At 73.8% G+C, this 15,715-nt stretch carries 20 protein-coding genes; 13 read left to right on the top strand and 7 right to left on the bottom strand.

Features of this window, described 5'->3' with window-relative positions:
- The first annotated feature begins 42 nt into the window (after nucleotides 1-42).
- Both AB0O53_RS02480 and AB0O53_RS02475 read left to right on the top strand, forming a co-directional pair.
- A complete protein-coding gene (locus AB0O53_RS02480; RefSeq protein WP_350989099.1) occupies nucleotides 43-915 on the top strand; it encodes an isocitrate lyase/PEP mutase family protein in 873 nt (290 codons plus the stop codon).
- On the top strand, nucleotides 912-1,166 hold the full coding sequence (locus AB0O53_RS02475) for a hypothetical protein (protein WP_365192817.1): 255 nt from the start codon (nucleotides 912-914) through the stop codon (nucleotides 1,164-1,166). Before AB0O53_RS02480 ends, AB0O53_RS02475 begins: the two co-directional genes overlap by 4 nt.
- Nucleotides 1,167-1,309: 143 nt before the next feature.
- Here AB0O53_RS02475 and AB0O53_RS02470 read toward each other — a convergent pair whose 3' ends face one another.
- Nucleotides 1,310-1,537, bottom strand: a complete 228-nt coding sequence (locus AB0O53_RS02470) for a hypothetical protein (RefSeq protein ID WP_350989095.1) — start codon at nucleotides 1,535-1,537, stop codon at nucleotides 1,310-1,312.
- Between the two features lie 150 nt (nucleotides 1,538-1,687).
- Between AB0O53_RS02470 and dacB the strand changes: the two genes are divergently transcribed.
- From dacB to AB0O53_RS02455, 3 genes are read left to right on the top strand one after another with little or no spacing between them, the layout of a single operon-like run.
- Entirely contained in the window at nucleotides 1,688-3,313 is a 1,626-nt protein-coding gene (gene dacB / locus AB0O53_RS02465; protein WP_365192815.1) for a D-alanyl-D-alanine carboxypeptidase/D-alanyl-D-alanine endopeptidase, read from the top strand.
- A gap of 57 nt (nucleotides 3,314-3,370) precedes the next feature.
- On the top strand, nucleotides 3,371-3,865 hold the full coding sequence (locus tag AB0O53_RS02460) for an NUDIX hydrolase (RefSeq protein WP_350989091.1): 495 nt from the start codon (nucleotides 3,371-3,373) through the stop codon (nucleotides 3,863-3,865).
- Nucleotides 3,866-3,914: 49 nt separating this feature from the next.
- Nucleotides 3,915-4,454 carry a helix-turn-helix domain-containing protein gene (locus tag AB0O53_RS02455; protein ID WP_365192813.1) on the top strand — a complete coding sequence of 180 codons (540 nt, stop codon included), beginning with the start codon at nucleotides 3,915-3,917 and terminating at the stop codon, nucleotides 4,452-4,454.
- A gap of 7 nt (nucleotides 4,455-4,461) precedes the next feature.
- On the opposite strand, the gene AB0O53_RS02450 is transcribed toward AB0O53_RS02455, so the two are convergent.
- From AB0O53_RS02450 to AB0O53_RS02440, 3 genes are read right to left on the bottom strand one after another with little or no spacing between them, the layout of a single operon-like run.
- Nucleotides 4,462-4,761 carry an Asp23/Gls24 family envelope stress response protein gene (locus AB0O53_RS02450; protein WP_350989087.1) on the bottom strand — a complete coding sequence of 100 codons (300 nt, stop codon included), beginning with the start codon at nucleotides 4,759-4,761 and terminating at the stop codon, nucleotides 4,462-4,464.
- The gene (locus tag AB0O53_RS02445; RefSeq protein WP_365192811.1) at nucleotides 4,758-5,426 is read right to left on the bottom strand and encodes an Asp23/Gls24 family envelope stress response protein; all 669 of its coding nucleotides are present in this window, start codon (nucleotides 5,424-5,426) and stop codon (nucleotides 4,758-4,760) included. The genes AB0O53_RS02450 and AB0O53_RS02445 overlap by 4 nt, the downstream gene beginning before the upstream one ends.
- Entirely contained in the window at nucleotides 5,417-5,941 is a 525-nt protein-coding gene (locus AB0O53_RS02440) for an RNA polymerase sigma factor (RefSeq protein ID WP_365193131.1), read from the bottom strand. Before AB0O53_RS02440 ends, AB0O53_RS02445 begins: the two co-directional genes overlap by 10 nt.
- A 237-nt stretch (nucleotides 5,942-6,178) precedes the next feature.
- Between AB0O53_RS02440 and AB0O53_RS02435 the strand changes: the two genes are divergently transcribed.
- Together AB0O53_RS02435 and AB0O53_RS02430 are read left to right on the top strand one after the other, a co-directional pair.
- Nucleotides 6,179-6,664 carry an Asp23/Gls24 family envelope stress response protein gene (locus tag AB0O53_RS02435; RefSeq protein WP_365192809.1) on the top strand — a complete coding sequence of 162 codons (486 nt, stop codon included), beginning with the start codon at nucleotides 6,179-6,181 and terminating at the stop codon, nucleotides 6,662-6,664.
- A 237-nt stretch (nucleotides 6,665-6,901) separates the two neighbouring features.
- Nucleotides 6,902-7,405, top strand: a complete 504-nt coding sequence (locus AB0O53_RS02430; RefSeq protein ID WP_365192807.1) for an SgcJ/EcaC family oxidoreductase — start codon at nucleotides 6,902-6,904, stop codon at nucleotides 7,403-7,405.
- On the opposite strand, the gene AB0O53_RS02425 is transcribed toward AB0O53_RS02430, so the two are convergent.
- From AB0O53_RS02425 to AB0O53_RS02415, 3 genes are all read right to left on the bottom strand, one after another.
- The gene (locus AB0O53_RS02425; protein WP_365192805.1) at nucleotides 7,371-8,735 is read right to left on the bottom strand and encodes a sensor histidine kinase; all 1,365 of its coding nucleotides are present in this window, start codon (nucleotides 8,733-8,735) and stop codon (nucleotides 7,371-7,373) included. The two genes, AB0O53_RS02430 and AB0O53_RS02425, sit on opposite strands and share 35 nt — an antisense overlap.
- Complete coding sequence (locus AB0O53_RS02420) at nucleotides 8,732-9,427, bottom strand: response regulator transcription factor (RefSeq protein ID WP_350989077.1); 696 nt, start codon at nucleotides 9,425-9,427, stop codon at nucleotides 8,732-8,734. The genes AB0O53_RS02425 and AB0O53_RS02420 overlap by 4 nt, the downstream gene beginning before the upstream one ends.
- 125 nt (nucleotides 9,428-9,552) lie before the next feature.
- Nucleotides 9,553-10,386 carry a class I SAM-dependent methyltransferase gene (locus AB0O53_RS02415; RefSeq protein WP_350989075.1) on the bottom strand — a complete coding sequence of 278 codons (834 nt, stop codon included), beginning with the start codon at nucleotides 10,384-10,386 and terminating at the stop codon, nucleotides 9,553-9,555.
- Between the two features lie 137 nt (nucleotides 10,387-10,523).
- On the opposite strand from AB0O53_RS02415, the gene AB0O53_RS02410 reads away from it, so the two are divergent.
- The 6 genes from AB0O53_RS02410 to AB0O53_RS02385 all read left to right on the top strand — a co-directional run bounded on the left by AB0O53_RS02410 (nucleotide 10,524) and on the right by AB0O53_RS02385 (nucleotide 15,626).
- A complete protein-coding gene (locus AB0O53_RS02410) occupies nucleotides 10,524-11,060 on the top strand; it encodes a hypothetical protein (RefSeq protein ID WP_350989073.1) in 537 nt (178 codons plus the stop codon).
- A 57-nt stretch (nucleotides 11,061-11,117) separates the two neighbouring features.
- Nucleotides 11,118-11,852 carry an ArsR/SmtB family transcription factor gene (locus AB0O53_RS02405; RefSeq protein ID WP_350989071.1) on the top strand — a complete coding sequence of 245 codons (735 nt, stop codon included), beginning with the start codon at nucleotides 11,118-11,120 and terminating at the stop codon, nucleotides 11,850-11,852.
- Between the two features lie 66 nt (nucleotides 11,853-11,918).
- Nucleotides 11,919-12,878 (top strand): DMT family transporter, encoded by a 960-nt coding sequence (locus tag AB0O53_RS02400; RefSeq protein WP_350989069.1) that lies wholly within the window; start codon nucleotides 11,919-11,921, stop codon nucleotides 12,876-12,878.
- Nucleotides 12,875-13,804 (top strand): 2-dehydropantoate 2-reductase, encoded by a 930-nt coding sequence (locus tag AB0O53_RS02395; protein WP_350989067.1) that lies wholly within the window; start codon nucleotides 12,875-12,877, stop codon nucleotides 13,802-13,804. The genes AB0O53_RS02400 and AB0O53_RS02395 overlap by 4 nt, the downstream gene beginning before the upstream one ends.
- Before the next feature lie 101 nt (nucleotides 13,805-13,905).
- Nucleotides 13,906-14,418 (top strand): hypothetical protein, encoded by a 513-nt coding sequence (locus AB0O53_RS02390; RefSeq protein WP_350989065.1) that lies wholly within the window; start codon nucleotides 13,906-13,908, stop codon nucleotides 14,416-14,418.
- Nucleotides 14,419-14,531: 113 nt separating this feature from the next.
- On the top strand, nucleotides 14,532-15,626 hold the full coding sequence (locus AB0O53_RS02385; RefSeq protein ID WP_365192802.1) for a PI-PLC domain-containing protein: 1,095 nt from the start codon (nucleotides 14,532-14,534) through the stop codon (nucleotides 15,624-15,626).
- Nucleotides 15,627-15,715: the final 89 nt, after the last annotated feature.

Genomic DNA, 15,715 nt, shown 5'->3' with positions numbered 1-15,715 from the left:
CGCCCTCCCCTGTGCCGATGCGCTCCTCGGAGGAACCGAACGATGTCTTACGGGAACAAGCTGCGGGAACAGATCGCGAAGCCGGGCACCACGCCGCTCATCGGGGTGTACGACATGTACTCGGCCTCGGTCGCGGCCGCGCACTACGACGGGATGTTCGTGTCCGGGTTCGGGTTCGCCGCCTCCTACTACGGGCTGCCCGACATCGGCTTCATCGCCTGGCCCGACATGGTGGCCTTCGTCCAGCGACTGCGCGGCGCCTTCCCCCGCCACCACCTGCTCGTCGACATCGACGACGGGTACGTCGACCCCGAAGTGGCCTGCCACGTCGTGGAGGGCCTGGAGCGGATGGGCGCCTCCGGAGTCATCCTGGAGGACCAGAAGCGCCCCCGGCGCTGCGGTCACGCCGACGGCAAGCAGGTGCTCCCGCTCACCGAGTACCTGGAGAAGCTGGAGATGGTGCTGGCGACCCGCAAGGACCTGGTCGTCGTCGCGCGCACCGACGCGACGGAGGAGGCCGACATCATCCACCGCGCCCAGGCCCTGGCGGCGACCGACGCGGACGTCGTCCTCGTCGACGGGGTCCGCAGCGTCGAGTGGATCGAGCGGATCCGCGAGGCCGTCGGCGGCAAGCCGCTGCTGTTCAACCAGATCGCCGGCGGCAAGTCGCCGCGGCTCTCGCTCACCGAGCTGACCGACCTGGGCGTCGACATGGCCATCTACAGCACCCCGTGCCTGTTCGCCGCGCACAAGGCGATGGACACCGCCCTCGCCGAACTCCGGCTCGCCGACGGGCGGCTGCCCGCGGCCGAGGGCGGCGAGGAGGTCGGGGTCGGCGAGTCCACGCGGCTGCTGGCCAAGAACATCTCGCGCCACCACCCGGTACCGGTGGCCCGCGAGAGCGTGAAGGTGTGACCGGCGCGCGCGTCCGGGCCGCCGCCGCGCTCGCGGTGGCGCTCATCGGCGGCGGCGCGGCACCGGCCGCCGCGAGCGGCAGCCTGATCACCGTCATCGACAACTCCCACTCCGACTCCGTGGTCGAGGTCGACCGCGCGGCGAACCTCCAGAGCGGAAGCGGGACGGCCGGCAGCGACCACGACGGCAGCGCCGTCGACGTGCTCGCCACCCTCGTCGAAGCGGTGCGCCCCGGCGACGAGAACGGCTGAGACACCGCCGGACCGGACGACGGGAACGACGGGAACGACGACGGGAACGACAACGAGAACGGCCGGTCCGCATCTCTGCGGGCCGGCCGTTCGGCCGTCGCGGCGGCGTCGTCCCCGGTCCCCGGGTGCGGTGGGCGCCGGTGTCAGTCCTCTCCCAGCAGGTCCAGGTCCTCGACCACATCGGTGACGTCGTCGGTCAGGTCGTCGGTGAGCTCGTCGGCCGGGCCGTCGGCGGCCGCCGCGGACACCGCGGTCACGGCCGGCCCGGAGGCGGGACCGGCGGCGTGGGCGGTGGTGGCGGCGGTGGCGGCCGAGAGGGCACAGCCCGCGAGGGCCAGGGCGAGGCTGGTGGTTCGTACGTTCAGGCGCATGCCCTCAGAACGATCTTGTCCGTCGGAGGTCACACCGTGTGCCCGCCGGCGCGGCCTCGACGGCGCCTTTCGGGGACGTGCAGGCCGGATGCGGCCGTGCCACGCTGTTCACAGGCCTCGGGGAGACAGCCGCGGCGAACGGAGCGCGCTGTGAACGGTCCGCACCCTCCCGCACCGCTGCGCCGCGGCCTCGCCGCCGCCTGCGCCGCGCTCCTGTTCGTGGTCCTGACCACCGGTACGGCGGCCGGGGCGACCCCGTCCCCCACCCCCTCGCCCTCGCCGTCCTCCTCCGGCGGGCTCGACCCGCGCATCACGGAGATCATGCGGAAGCCGGAGTACCGCAACGCCCAGTGGGGTCTGCTGCAGACCGGACCGGACGGCGGCCGCGTGGTCCACAGCATGTACCCCGACCAGTTCTTCATCCCCGGGTCCACCGCCAAGCTGGTCACCGTCTCCGGCCCGTGGCACACCCTCGGCTCCGAACACCGCTTCGTGACACCGCTCTACGCGGTCGGCGAGCGCAGGGGCGCCACACTGACCGGCGATCTCGACCTGGTCGCCCAGGGCGACCTCACCCTGGGCGGCAGGACGCGCCCCGACGGCACGGTCGCGTACACGGACCTGGACCACACCTACGCCAACGACTTCACGGGGGCGACCCTCACCCCGGAGAACCCCCTCGCGGGCATCGACGAACTCGCGCGCCAGGTGCGCGCCGCGGGCATCACCCGCGTCGACGGCGACGTGATCGTCGACAGCCGGCTGTTCGCCCCGGACCCCGTCCTCGACCCGACCCCCACCCCGCTGATCGTCAACGACAACCTGATCGACCTCCTGACCACGCCCGGGGACCGGGCGGGCGCGGACGCCCGGCTGGACTGGCGGCCCAAGGTCGCCCCTTACCAGGTCGATTCCACGGTGAAGACGGTCGCGGCCGGCGGGCCGACCGACATCACGGTGACGGCCACCGACGGCGGCACCCGCATCCGGCTGTCGGGCACGATCGCGGCCGGCGCCGAGCCGCTGCTGCGCACCTCCCCCATCGCCGATCCCGCCGCCTTCGGGCGTGCCGCGCTGATCCAGGCACTGGAACGGGCCGGCGTACGGGTCACCGCGGACCCGGCCGGCCCGAACCCGGTCGCCCGGCTGCCCCGGGACTACGAGGGCCGGCCGCGGGTGGCCGCGTACACCTCCCCGCCCTACGCCCAGTACGCCAAGCTGATCCTCAAGGTCAGCCACAACCTGGGCGCCAACCTGGGCATCTGCCTGATGGCCGTCGCGACCGGCAGCCGTCAGTGCGAGGACGGCTTCCCGGTGCTCGCCGACTTCCTGGACGAGGCGGGCGTCGACCGCGGGCAGCTCCAGCTCATGGACGGCCGGGGCGGGAACCCCGCCGACCGGGCCACGCCCGAGGCGCTGGTGCAGATGCTGACGTACTGGCAGCGCACCCCCGACGCACGGCTCTTCCGCGAGGCGCTGCCCATCCTCGGCGTCGACGGGCTGCTGGCCGAGAACTGCCGCGACTGCCCGGCGCGCGGGAAGGTGTTCGGCAAGACCGGTGCGGCGGTCGGAGGGGACGCTCTCAACGACCGCCTGGCCGTGGGTGCCATCACCATCGCCGGGTACCTGGACCGCGGCGACGGCCGCTTCGACCCCTTCTACGCGGGGGTCAACGGCGCCTCCACCCCCGGCCCGAACACCCAGGACGTGGTCGCCATCGCCAATGACCTCGCCATGATCGCCGCCTACCTCCAGGAGGCTCCGCCGTCCCCCTGACCGGCGACTCCGCGGCCGGCGGAAGCACGGTCGGGGGTGTCTGACAGGGTGTGCGCCATGGGTGAACAGGTCGAACGGGTCGACGAGTACGACGAGGTGCTCGGTGTCGTGGACAGGGCCGAGGCGATCCACCGCGGCTGGCTGCACCGCGTGGCGACGATCGTGTGCCGTGACACCGAGGGACGCTTCCTTGTCCACCGCCGCCCGGACGGCGTCCCGCGTTTTCCGGGTCACCTCAACTGGATGCTCGGGGGCGCCGTGGACGTCGCCGAGTCCTACGAGGATGCCGCCGCGAGGGAACTGGCGGAGGAACTCGATGTCCTCGCCCGTCCTCGCTTCGTGTTCAAGTTCCTGTGCAGGGGTGCGATCAGCCCGTACTGGCTCGGCCTGCACGAGGTCGTCGTCGCGGAACCCGTCCGGCCCGATCCGTCGGAGGTCGCCTGGCACGGCTGGGTGAGCGAGCGCGAACTCGCCGAGCTGGTCCGCCATCAGGCGTTCGTCCCGGATGCCCGGGAAGCGTTCCACCGGTATCGGGAGGGGCCGATCGGATGAATGCCGGGGATCGCGCATCACGGATCGAAAGTGCGGTTGTCAGACCTGTATGACAGTCGATCAGTTTCTTCCTCGTCAGATCGTCCGGCCGCCGCTGGAGAAGTCCTCCGTGCGGCGGGCAGGGGGGCTTCCCGAGCCCGGTGAGCGGCGTCGGCTCCGTGAGCAGTGGGGGCTGACGACCCGCCAGGTCGCCGCCGCGTTCGGGGTGACTCCGGCGACCGTGCGGTCCTGGGAGTGCGGGCGCACGGCGCCGCGGGGAAGCCGGCGCGAGGCGTACCGGCGGTTCCTGGCGGGCCTGGCCCAGCACACCGGCGTCGAGGCGTCCGGCTCCCCCGGCGGCCGGCCTGCCGCGCCCGTCCCCCCGAAGTCCGCGGCGCGGCAGGCGGTACCGGCGAAGGCATCGCCGCAGAAGGCCGCGCCGCCCTCACCGCCCTCACTGCCCTCACCGCCATCGCCGGCGCGCGTCGTGGGGCGGGTGGACCCGGTCCCGGCGGGCCGGGTGCGCAGACTGCGGGTGCTGGGGGCGGCCGCCTGCGCGTGGTCGATCGCCGCCCTGTGGGTGATCCTCACCTGCCCGCCGCCGCTCTAGCTCCTGTTCACACGATGCCGGTGACGGTGATCCTCACCGCCGCCGACGGCGCGGCCGCCGCCTCGGCGGCCGCCGTCCGTACCGCACGGGCCACGTCCGCCGCCCGGTGCTGCGACCGGGCGACGATCTCCACGTGCAGGGACCGTACGGACCCGGTGGCGTCGAGGACGACGCGCACCGCGCCTGGTCGGCCCACGGCGGCGTGCAGCAGTCCGCGCAGGCCGGGGCGCAGGCAGGCCACGCCCGGTACGGCGAGCACGGCGTCGGTCACGGCCGCGGTGACGGCATCCGCCCGTGGCGTCGTCATGGTGTGGCCCCCTGTGGCCGGTGCGGCGGGTCGTGGAGGTCGGTGACGGTGACGTCGAGCGAGGAGACGGCCAGGCCGAGCCGTTCGTCCGCGGCCCGGCCGGTGTCGCGGCGTACGGCCTCGCACGTGGCCCGGAGTTCGTGCCCGTACGCGACGGTGACCTCCAGCTGCACCGTGACCGGTCCGCGCGGGTGCTCGCCCCGGCCGCCGGACGGGGCGATGCGGCAGCTGCCTGCGCGGACCCCGGGAACCTCCTCCGCGGCCGCGCGCAGGGTGCGGGCGGCGACGGACTCGTAGACCCAGATGTCCTCGTCCGCACCGCCGAGCGGCAGCGTCCGGCCGGGGCGCAGTTCCAGTCGCACCACGTCCATGACCCTGCGGACGAGGGCCGACGTGTCCGCCGGTCCGTCGGCGCCGGGGCCGGCGTCGCAGGTCGCGGCCGGGGCGAGCGCGGCGGCGCGGAGCCGCTCCAGGTCGGCCGCGGCGTCCCGGCAGTGCGGGCACGTGAGGGCGTGCGGGTCCGTGCGGCCCTGCCCGGGCTCGCCGGCGCGCTCGGCCTGCTCCCACACGGCGGCCAGGTCGCGGCCGCAGGCGAGGAGTTCGGCGGGTTCCTCGTCGGGTCGTCCCCCGGGGGCTCCGAAGGGTTCGGGGTCGTTCATCGCCATGCGGCCATCGCCTCCGTCAGCACGCGCCGGGCCCGGAAGACGCGAGCGCGGACCGCTTCCGGGCTGATGCGGACCGTGTGGGCGATCGATTCGTAGGACCTGCCCTCGATCTCGCGCAGGACCCAGCACACCCGCTGCTGCGTGGACAGGCAGCGCATCGCCAGGTCGAGGTCGCGGGCGGCCGCGTGGGACTCGGCGGCCCGGACGGGTGACGACCGGTGGTCCGGAGCGGCCGGTTCCGGGACCGCGTCGAGGTCGGCGACGGGCCTGCGGGCGCGCAGCAGGTTCAGGCACCGATTGGTGACGATGCGGTGCAGCCACGTGCCGAAACCCGCCTGCCCCCGGAACTCGGGCAGTTTGCGCCAGGCGCTGACGAAGGCGTCCTGTACGGCGTCCTCGGCTTCCGCGCGGGACCCCATGAGCCGTTCGGCGAGCTGGAGCGCGGCCGCTCCGTGGTGGCGGACGAGCACCTCGAACGCCTCCTCGTCCCCCTCCGCCGCCCGCACGGCGAGCAGCCGGTCCCCGGCGCCGGACGCAGGGTCCTCGTCCTCACCGCCACCGTCGGGGTCCCTTCGAGCACTCACACGCGGGCTCCTTCCAGCCTCCGCTGCTTTGACACCCCGGCCCCCGGGTTCGTTACGCCCCACAGAAGCGCACTGTCGTTCGCACCATCCCCCGAAAGGCGTCCGTAACCGATCGGCTCCCGCCGGTGTCAATCGGGCGTAACCGCACACGGCCCCGAGGGAGCAGTCATGACCACGACGCAGGAAACGGCACCGGCCGGTCTCGACCGTGCGAACGGTTCCGGCCCGGGGCCGGGAGCCGGACGTACGGAGGCCTCCGAGCCGGCGGGCACCCGGGGCCGGACCTCGATCGCGGACGTCGTGGTCGTCAAGATCGCCGGTATGGCGGCCCGGGAGATCCCGGGCGTCCACGACATGGGCGGCGGCCTGTCGCGGACCCTGGGCGCGGTCCGCGACCGGGTGCCCGGCGGCCGGCCCCACGTCGGGCGCGGCATCAAGGTGGAGGTGGGCGAACGGCAGGCCGCGATCGACGTCGAGCTCGTCGTGGAGTACGGCGTTCCTGTTCCGGACGTGGCCCGGGACGTACGGGAGAACGTGATCGGCGCGGTCGAACGGATCACCGGACTGCAGGTCGTCGAGGTGAACGTGGCCGTCAACGACGTCCACCTGCCCGGCGACGACGACGGGGCGACGGGCGACAGCCGCGTGGCATAGGGGCGTCCCGGGGCCGTCCCGGGCGGCACAGGGCGCCTTGCGCGACGGTGCGGGCCCGCCTTGCCCGCGGGAGTGAACGGGCCGCCACTGTGCGTACCTTGGCCGTTTCCTGGACCTGCGCTGCAGGTCCCCTGCACGGCCGCTGGTCCGTGGCGGGCAAGTCTGGAGCCGCTTCCCCGGAAGGCCCCCGGGGCCCGACGGGAAGCAGCCCTCCCGACCCACACCCCTGGAGATGCGTTGACCCGTCGTTCCCTCGGCAAGCGCGCCGCGGTCGTCACCGGCGCCGCCGTCCTGGTCCTCGGCACCGTCGGTACCGTCGCGGCGGCCGCCGGGCCCCAGCACCGGCCGTCACACCCCGGCAAGGACCGGATCGCCGCCCTGTTCGACACCTGGAACAAGGCCCTGCAGACCGGCGATCCGCGGAAGGTGGCCGACCTCTACGCGCGCGACGCCGTGCTCCTGCCCACGGTCTCCAACGAGATACGCACCGATCGCGCGGAGATCGTCGACTACTTCGAGCACTTCCTGCGCAACAAGCCGGTCGGCACGAAGATCGAGACCAGGGTGAACGTCCTCGACGGCGACTCCGCCATCGACACCGGCGTCTACGCGTTCACGCTCACCGACCCGAAGACCGGAGCGAAGAGCACCGTGAAGGCCCGCTACACGTACGCGTACGAGAAGCGGAACGGCACATGGCTGATCGTCAACCACCACTCCTCGAAGATGCCCGAAGGGTGATGACCACCCACAGGCCCGAGCCGGGCGCGTCCTGCAGGGTCACCGTGCCGCCGTCGTCCGTCACCAGTTGCCTGACGACGGCGAGGCCGAGGCCCGAGCCGGACCGCCCGGTCAGGCCCTGACCGCGCCAGAACCGGTCGAAGGCACGGGACTTCTCCACGTCCGTCATGCCGGGGCCCTCGTCGACGACGGAGAGCACGGCCCCGGCACCCCCGGGGTCGATCCGGACGGTGATCGTGCCACCGTCCGGCGAGACCTCCAGTGCGTTGGACAGGACGTTGTCCAGGACCTGGTCCAGATGACCGGGACTGGCCAGGACGGTCGGCCGGCCGCCGGCGCCCGCCGGGAAGGCGATGGTGACCCCGCGCTCCTCGGCGGCCGGCCGCCACACCGACAGGCGTTCCTCCACGATGTCCCCGAGCGGGAGCGGCTCGGCCGCCGACTCCTTCGCCTCGGCGCGGGCCAGCACCAGCAGACCGTTGACCAGGCGGCTCATCCGGACGACCTCGGCGGTCGCCAGTTCCACGTCCTCCCGTACGAACTCGTCGTCGACCCCGTCCGCGATGTTGTCCAGTGACAGGCGCAACGCGGTGAGCGGCGTCCGCAGTTGGTGGGACGCGTCCGCGACGAAGATGCGCTGGGAGGCGATCAGCGTGTCCAGGCGCTCGCCCGCCTGGTTGAGGGTGCGGGCGAGGGTCCGCGTCTCCTGCGGGCCCTCCACCGGGGAACGCGCGGTCAGGTCGCCGTCGCTGAACCTGCTCGCCATGTCGTTGAGTTGGCGCAGGGGGCGCGTCAGCCGCCGGGCGACGACCGCGCCGATCAGGGCGGCCACCCCCAGGACCGCCACCGCGAGGCCCGCCCGGAACCCCCAGATCGTCCAGAGCCGGTCGGTGAGGTTGCCGGTCGAGAAGACGATGCGTACCGCGCCGGTGATCCGGCCGCGGTCCTCGGCGGGGACGGTGATGACCAGCTCGCCGCCCCAGATGACGTCCGAACCCCAGTCGGTGGTCGGGTGCCCGTCCTTGAGCGCACGCTCCAGGGCCGCGTCGGGGACCGGCGCGGGAATGTCCGGGGCGCAGGTGCCGGTGGCGGTCACCTCCACCCGGTCGTGGGTCTCCCGTTCGTACGCCCGCACCACTTCCTCCAGCGCCCGGCAGGAGCCGGCGTTGCCGTTGCCCAGCAGCAGGGCCATGGTCGTCGCCTCGCGCTGGACGAAGTCCTCGGTGTCGTCGCGCAGTTGAGCGGTGAGCGTGAACGCCACCGGAACGGTGAACAGGAGGATCGCCACGGCGACGAGCAGGATGTAGCTGCGGATGAGCTGGCGGATCATGAAGCGGCCGCGCCCCCGCCCTTGTCGACCTCCAGCCGGAAGCCGACCCCGCGCACCGCCTCGATCACGACCGCCCCGGCGAGTTTGCGCCGCAGCGCCGCCACGTGCACGTCGAGCGTCTTGGTGGGCCCGAACCAGTTCGCGTCCCACACCGCTTCCATGATCTGCTCGCGGGACATCAGCGCCCCGGGCTCCTCCGCGAGGAAGGCGAGCAGGTCGTACTCCTTGGGCGCGAGGGCCACTTCACGGCCGTCGAGCCGGACGCGGGCCGCCCTGCGGTCGATGGTCAGGCGGGCGCCGTAGCCGTCGGGCGAGCTCTGCGGGGAGGACGGGGTACGGGGCTGCACGCGCCGCATCACGGCCCGTATGCGGGCGATGACCTCCCGGACCCCGAAGGGCTTCGACACGTAGTCGTCGGCGCCCAGTTCGAGGCCGACCACCCGGTCCGTCTCGTCGCTGCGCGCACTGATCACGATGATCGGCACCCCGCCGCGCCCGCGCAGCGCCCTGCAGACGTCGAGGCCGTCGGTGTCGGGCAGCCCGAGGTCGAGGAGGACCACGTCGTACGGCCCCTCGTGGCTCAGCGCCGCGCCGCCCGTGGTGACCCACTCGACGTCGAAGCCGTAGCGGCGCAGCCCGCGCGACAGGGACTCGGCGACCGGCTCATCGTCTTCCACCAGAAGTACGTGCACACCGAGCACACTAGTGCGGTGCGCCGGACACCCCTAGGTCGTGTCGTCAAAGTCCCGTCTGGCCGGCGGGGTCTGGCACGCACGCCCCGCCCTTCGGGCGGCCGACGCTACTTTGACGACACTCCCTAGGGCCGGGCGGCGGTGATCAGGTAGTAGTCCAGGATCCGCTGTTCCCAGGCGGCCATGAAGTTCCGGGGCCAGGTACCGGGTGCCCAGAGGCGGGCGAGCCAGCGGTCCCAGCCGGGCCAGACCTGCGGGCCGATCGAGTCGGTGCGGACGTCGGAGAAGCCGGCTTCGGTGAGGGCCTGCGCGAGCCGGGAGACGGGCCGGGCGATGTCGAGTCCGCTCGCGAACGTCTCCAGCAGGCCCGCGAGCCGCTCCTCGGGCGCGCTCTCGCCGTCGACGCTGAAGAACCCGGCGACCGCCACCCGCCCGCCCGGGCGCAGGACCCGGGCCGCCTCCCGGGCGAACGCCGGCAGGTCCGGGAAGTGCTGGACCGCCTCGACGCTGTACAGGCAGTCGAACTCCGCGTCGCCGAGCGGCAGGCTCTCGGCCGCTCCGAGGACGAAGCGCAGCCGCTGCGGCCGTGCGGCGAGGAGCGGGGAGTTCGCCTCGCGGGCCCGCCGCAGCTGCTGGGGGTGGATGTCCACGCCGGTGACCGCGGCGGGTCCGTACTCGTCGAGGGCGAGGGCGCATCCCAGGCCGAGGCCGCAGCCGATCTCCACGGCGCGGGCGCCGTCGGGGGCGACCGCGTCGAGCACGTGCCGATAGAGGTCCTGCTCGCTGCGGATCCGGTCGTCCTGCGACAGCGGCCCTTCAAGGTCGACGGCGTGCCAGTAGCCGAAGTTGATGAACCCTCCGGCGAACACGGGCACGGCGCTGAGGTCGGCTGGTCCGTACGTCTCCCACACCTCGGGCCGTACGGCCGGAGCGGACTGCTCCGCAGGATCTTCCGACACCACGTCACCGCCTCCTCGCGACGGGGACGTTGTGCCCCGCGGCCACCAGTGTGGCCCGTGGCGGACCGTCACGACAGAGGGCACGCCCGGGCCCCGGTGCCCGGGCACGACCGGGTGCCGCGCCTTAGGGTGGCGCCATGGATCATGCCGATGCCGCAGCCGCAGCCGCAGCCGCCGGTGCACCCGAGCAGGAGGCGGCCGCTGCCGCCGCCCGGCTGAAGGAGCGGCTGTACGCGACCATCACCATGATCTCCGTGGTGATCGGTCTGGCCGTCTCGGAGCACGCCGACGCCGCCGGGACCGCGGCCACGGTGCTGACCGCCGCCGTCGGACTGTGGCTGGCGGCCCTCGTCGCCGATCAGCAGGCCCACCGCGTGGTCCACGGCAGGCTCGCCACCGGAGCGGAGCTGCGGCACATGCTGTGGGTCGGCAGCCCGCTGCTGCTCTCCGCCGTCGGACCGTTGATCCTGATCGCCGCCTCCGCCCTGGGGGTGATGGACCTGCAGACCGCGCTGTACGCCTCGGCGGGCGTGAGCGTGGCCAGCCTCTTCGGCTGGGGCTGGTACGGCGGCGTCCGCATGGGCAGCGGGGCGGGCCTCGCCCTGCTGGCAGGTGCGCTCGACGCGGCGATCGGCCTGGCCGTCGCCCTGGTGAAGGCGGCAGCCGGCCACTGAACCAGTGGCGGCGCGAATGGTTCGTCGTATGCCGAAATCATGGGGCATCCTGGACGCATGAACGAGTTGCACCCCGAGCAGCCCGCGGACGCCGCGGCCCCCGCGGCCCGCCTGGCGGCCTTCGCCGCCGCCCTGGCCGACGAGACGCGGGCCTCGATCTGCATGACGCTGCTGGAGGGGCGTGCCTGGACCGCCGGTGAGCTGGCTCGGATCGCGGGGGTGGCCCCCTCCACCGTCTCCGGCCACCTGACCCGGCTGCTGGACGCCGGGATCTGCGTGACCGAGCGGCAGGGCCGCCACAGCTACGTGCGCGTCGCCGACGCCGCGACGGCCCGGCTGCTCGACGAACTCGCCTCGTACGCCGTCCCGGACCGGGACGCCGCGCACGCCGTACCGGTGGTCGGCGCACCGGATCCGCTGGCCCGGGCCCGGACCTGCTACGACCACTTCGCAGGGCGGCTGGGCATGGCGGTGACCGACGCGATGGAGGAGCGCGGCCTGCTGCGTACGGAGGGCGTGTTCGAGCTGACCGAGGCCGGCCGCCTCTGGTGCGCGGAGGCCGGCATCCCGCTGGACGGCCAGGGGCGCAGGCGGCCGGCGAGCTCCTGCCTGGACTGGACGGAGCGGCGCCGCCATCTGGGCGGCCTGGCGGGTGCGCGGCTGTGCGCACGGGCGCTGGCGCAGGGGTGGGTGGTGCGCCCGCCGGGCGGCGGGCGCGCCCTGGAGGTGACCGCGGCGGGCGAGCGGGCCTTCGCCGAACTGCTGGGGATCACCCGGCGGGCCTGGGCGTAGCCCCTCCGTCCACACCTCCGAAATATTTCGGTCGACGCCGAAATGTTGCGGTCGTAGAGTGGTGCCATGACGTTCCGCTCGACTCCGATCCCGCCCGGCGTCCTCACGGCCGGTGCCGTCACCTTCACGGTGTTCGCCTGGGCCTCCGCCTTCGTCTCCATCCGCAGCGCGGGAGCCGCGTACTCCCCCGGCGCGCTGGCCCTGGGCCGGCTGCTGGCCGCCTCGCTGGTGCTCGCCGTCCTGCTCCTGGTCCGCCGCCAGGGCCTGCCGCCCCGCGACGCCTGGCGGGGGATCCTGGTCTCGGGTGTGGTGTGGTTCTGCGGCTACACGGTCGCGCTGAACTGGGGTGAGCGGCTGGTCGACGCCGGTACGGCCGCTCTGCTCGTGAACACCGGGCCCATCCTCATGGCGCTGCTCGCGGCCCGCCTGCTCGGCGAGGCGCTGCCGCCGCGCCTGCTGGCGGGCATGGCCGTCTCCTTCGTCGGAGCGGTGGTCGTGGGCCTGTCCATGTCCTCCGGGGACGGCGGGGCCACCTCGCTCCTCGGCGTGGTCCTCTGCCTGCTCGCGGCGGTGGCCTACGCGACCGGCGTCATCGCCCAGAAGCCCGCGCTCTCCTTCGGCACGCCCCTGCAGATCACGGCGTACAGCTGCATGACGGGCGCCGCGGTCTGCCTGCCCTTCACCGGGCAGCTGCTCGACGAACTCCCCCGCGCACCCGTCTCCGCGACCCTGAACATGGTCTACCTGGGCGTGGTCCCCACCGCCCTCGCCTTCACCACGTGGACCTACGCCCTGGCGCGCATGCCCGCCGCCCGGCTGGGCGCGACGACGTACGCCGTCCCGGCCATCGTCGTCCTGCTCAGCTGGGCCCTGCTGGCCGAGGTGCCCGGCTGGCTGACCCTGCTCGGCGGGGTGCTGTGCCTGGCCGGCGTGGCGGTCTCCCGGTACGCACCGCGCACGCCGCCCGCCCCGGCGACTCCCGTCGACGGCACTCCGCCCGCTCCCACGAAAGGCAACCGCACATGAGGATCCTCACGGTCGGCGCCGGCGCCGTCGGCGGCTTCTTCGGCGCCCGGCTCGCGGAAGCCGGCCAGGACGTCTCCTTCCTCGTCCGGCCCACCCGCGCCAAGGCCCTGCAGACCCGCGGCCTGCGGATCGAGGGCCAGGGCGAGAAGCTCCGCCTCACCCCGAAGCTGGTGACGGCGGACGCCCCGGGCGGCCCCTACGACCTGGTCCTGTTCTCCGTGAAGGCCACCGCCCTGCACCCGGCGCTGGCCGACATCCGACCGGCCGTCGGCCCGCAGACGGCCGTCGTGCCGCTGCTCAACGGGGTGGCCCACCTCGACGCGCTCGTCGCGCACCTCGGCGCCGGGGCGGTCCTCGGCGGGGTCGCGAAGGTGGTCACCACCCTGAACGAGGAGGGTGACATCCTCCGCATGGCGCCGCCCGCGGTCATCCTGACCGGCGAGACCGACGCCCGCCCCTCCGCGCGCGTGGAGGCGATCCGTACGGTCCTCACCGGTGCGGGCATCGACTCGCCGGACACCGCGGACATCGTCGCCGCCATGTGGCACAAGTGGGTGTTCATCTCCACCCTGGTCGCCGTCACCTGCCTGATGCGCGGCACGGTCGGGGAGGTGAACGCCGTACCGGGCGGGGCGGCCCTCGGAGCGTCCCTGCTCGCCGAGGCGGCGGCGGTGTCCGCGGCCGCCGGGCATCCGGTGCCCGAGGCCGAACTGGCCTTCACCACGGCGACGGTCACCGCCCCCGGCTCCCCGCTCACCCCGTCCCTCTACCGGGACCTGGTCGCCGGATCGCCGACGGAGGCCGACCACGTCCTGACCGACCTCACCGTGCGGGCCCGCGCGCTGGGGGTGCCCACTCCCCTGCTGGACCTCGCCGCCCTCCACCTGCGCGTCCACGAGCACCGCCTGGCGGCCGGACGCCCCTGAGGCCACCGCGCCGCGCCGCCGCCCCTCACCCGGATGCCCCGTCCAGTGGGCATCCGGGCCGCCGGGCCGTTGACTGGGAGGCCCGGAACACCCTTGGAGGCGTGGTGGCGACGGTCGCGTGGACGCGTGGTGCGGCAGGCGTGGTGCTGGCGGCGGCGGTGGGGCTCGGCGCCGCGGGCTGTTCGGGCGGGGACGGCAACCCGTCCGGCGCCGTCTCCAGCGCCGCGTCCGCGGTGAGGTCGGCCGGCGAGGCCGTGTCGTCGGCCGCCTCCGAGGCGGCGAAGGCCGCCGAGTCCGCGGCCGCCGTCGCCAAGGACAAGCTCGGCGAGGTCAAGAACGGGGTCAACGCGAAGGACCAGGTGTCCCTGGGCACCGTGGCCACCGACACGGACGGGTACACGACGGTTCCCGTGACCGTGCGGAACACCGACGACGCCGCGAAGTCCTTCGCGGTGCAGGTCGAGTTCAAGGACGAGAGCGGCAACCTCGTCGACACCGTGGTGGTGACGGTCTCCGACGTGGCCGGGCAGGGCACCGGGCAGGGCACGGCCCGCAGTACGCACAAGCTGTCCGGCACCGTCACGGCGCAGACGGGCACGGCCCTGCGCTACTGAGGCCCCCCGACGGTGCAGGAAGGGCGCCGGAGCGCGCCCGCTCGGACCGTCGTTTACCGGCCGTACGCGTCCGCAGGGGGGCGTGTTGGCGGGGTGCGCGCTACCCTCCCGCCATGATTGACATGGACATGAAACGAAGGGGCTTCCGGGGCCGCCTGGCCGGCGTGCTCCGCAGAGGCCGCGCCCGGCGCACCCTGGTGGGTCTCCTCCTGCTGGCACTGCTGGGCACGGCGACCACCGCGACGGCCTCACCGGCCCCGCCGGCCGCGACGGCCCCGACCGCGGTGGCGCCCGCGGCCCGAGCGGCGGCCGGAGCGGCGGCCGCCCGCTGGGGCGACCGGCGCCTCGACGAGGTCTCCTTCCTGACCACCCACAACGCCTTCACCAACTACGAGGACTCCCGCTGGAGTTCGGTCAACCAGTCCGAATCGGTGCGCGGCCAGCTCGAAGGCGGCGTGCGCGGTCTGAGCCTGGACACCCACTGGTACGAACGCAGTACCTGGCTGTGCGTCATCAGCTTCGGCAGCGACTGCTATCCCAGCGACGTGTACCTGTGCCACGGCGAGTGCAAGACCTTCGCCGGTGCCACGTACGCCCTGCCGCGCCAGTCCTTCCACGGCACGATGCAGACCGTGGTGGACTTCCTCGCCGCCCACCCCCAGGAGGTCGTGACCGTCTTCCTGGAGGACTACGTGAGCGCCGACCAGCTGGGCCGCTCGCTCGGCCGGGTCCGGGGGCTGTCCGACATGGTGTTCCGGCCCGACGAGTGGGGCGTACGGCAGAACGGCTGGCCGAAGGTCGCCGACCTCGTCACCTCCAACAAGCGGCTGCTGATCTTCTCCGACCGGTCCGACCGGGAGAACCTGGGCGTCATGTACGACCGGTCGTGGACCGTCAGCAACTTCTGGAGCCTCGGGGACCTGGGCAACGACCTGTCGTGCGTCAGCCGCTGGTCCGACGTGCCCCTGGACCGGCAGGAGCCCGGCTTCCGGCGCCTGTTCACGATGAGCCACCACCGCAACGTGCCCACCGTGCTGACGGCTGCCCTGGACAACGGTGCGAAGCTGCGGAACCGGATCGCCGAGCAGTGCCGGCCCGCTGCCGGGGGCCGGAACCCGAACTTCGTCTCGGTCGACTTCCACCGCCTCTCCGACGGCAGCGGCCACACCCCCGCCTCGGTCGTCGCCGAGCTCAACTCCGGTCCGTAGCGGGGGTCGTGCGCCCTACCGGGCACGGCCGGGTTCGGGCAGGATGACCCGGCGCACCGGCGGGCGCCCCGCGGCGGCGCCCGCCCGGC

The sequence above is a fragment of the Streptomyces erythrochromogenes genome (assembly GCF_040684695.1).
GTDB classification, from domain to species: Bacteria; Actinomycetota; Actinomycetes; order Streptomycetales; family Streptomycetaceae; genus Streptomyces; species Streptomyces erythrochromogenes_C.
Note: the sequence above shows the minus strand (reverse complement) of the source record. Positions and strands in the feature narration are given on the sequence as shown.